The organism is Mesorhizobium sp. Primo-A, from assembly GCF_003997175.1.
Classification (GTDB): Bacteria; Pseudomonadota; Alphaproteobacteria; order Rhizobiales; family Rhizobiaceae; genus Mesorhizobium; species Mesorhizobium ciceri.
Map to the genome: position 1 here is coordinate 1 of NZ_RZTG01000080.1, position 392 is coordinate 392.

Genomic DNA, 392 nt, shown 5'->3' on the forward strand with positions numbered 1-392 from the left:
ATTCAATGCGTTGGCCTGTCCCAGCACCATGTTCAGCAACCCTTTGAGCTGGTCTGTGCGTTCGTGCACTTTGGGTAGCTGGGTGGAGGTGAGTAGCAGGCGTACATTACGCCCCTGCAACCCGGCGAGACAGGTTTGCATCTCAATGGCCTGGGCTCGCAGGTACTGGGCCACATCGTCCACGACCTTACCGGCCTCCTCAGGCTTCATCTGGCGCACTTGGGAGACGACGCTTTGCTGACCGGCCAGATCGAACTGCAAAAGTTCGTCCAATCGTTTGAGCCGCTCCGTCAATACCTCCATTGACAACGCGGCGCCCCCGATTGTCGAGCCTGCCCCCGACGAACTCGCAGCCACCTCTTGCGCTCTCACCTGTGTACTCGCAACTTGAT

At 58.9% G+C, this 392-nt stretch carries 1 pseudogene; it reads right to left on the bottom strand.

The features are described 5' to 3' along the window. Positions 1 to 273, bottom strand: a pseudogene (locus tag EOC83_RS32675) (hypothetical protein); the annotation flags it as partial. Positions 274 to 392 lie beyond the last annotated feature (119 nt).